This is a genomic window from Citrobacter sp. Ca225 (assembly GCF_030337175.1).
In the GTDB taxonomy this organism is placed as follows: domain Bacteria; phylum Pseudomonadota; class Gammaproteobacteria; order Enterobacterales; family Enterobacteriaceae; genus Citrobacter_A; species Citrobacter_A amalonaticus.
Map to the genome: position 1 here is coordinate 1 of NZ_JAOWCD010000006.1, position 410 is coordinate 410.

The window sequence follows — 410 nt, forward strand, 5'->3', positions numbered from 1 at the left end:
CGATAGCGTTCGGTTTCATCGTGAGGGTTGATGCGGCTGACCTGCAGGTTTTTGAGGCTGCCGTTCAGCGTTGTACTCAGATGCGCAGCAGGATCAGAGGTCGTGAGATGCACGTCAAATCCCATGTCTGCCAGCCTGACGGCTATAGCCGCAGCCATCGTGGTTTTCCCTACGCCACCTTTGCCCATCAGCATAATCAGGCCGTGTTCACTGCGAGCGATATCCTCGACCAGGCCAGAGAGCGATAAGTTTTCAGGCATGTACAGAACGTTCGTTGCCGGGAGCGGTAACGCCTCAGAATGGATATCCAGCAGTCCCTTCAATGCGGACACACCAACCATATTGACTGGCTGTAGTAATAGGGTATCTGTCGGTAGCTCAGATAAACCGGCAGGAAGATTTGCCAGTGC

Annotated in this window: 1 protein-coding gene; it reads right to left on the reverse strand. The window is 53.9% G+C overall.

Annotated elements, in window-relative coordinates; genetic code table 11:
* The coding region (locus OGW13_RS00030; protein WP_287115448.1) for an ArsA-related P-loop ATPase at positions 1 to 410 on the reverse strand (410 nt) is incomplete at both ends.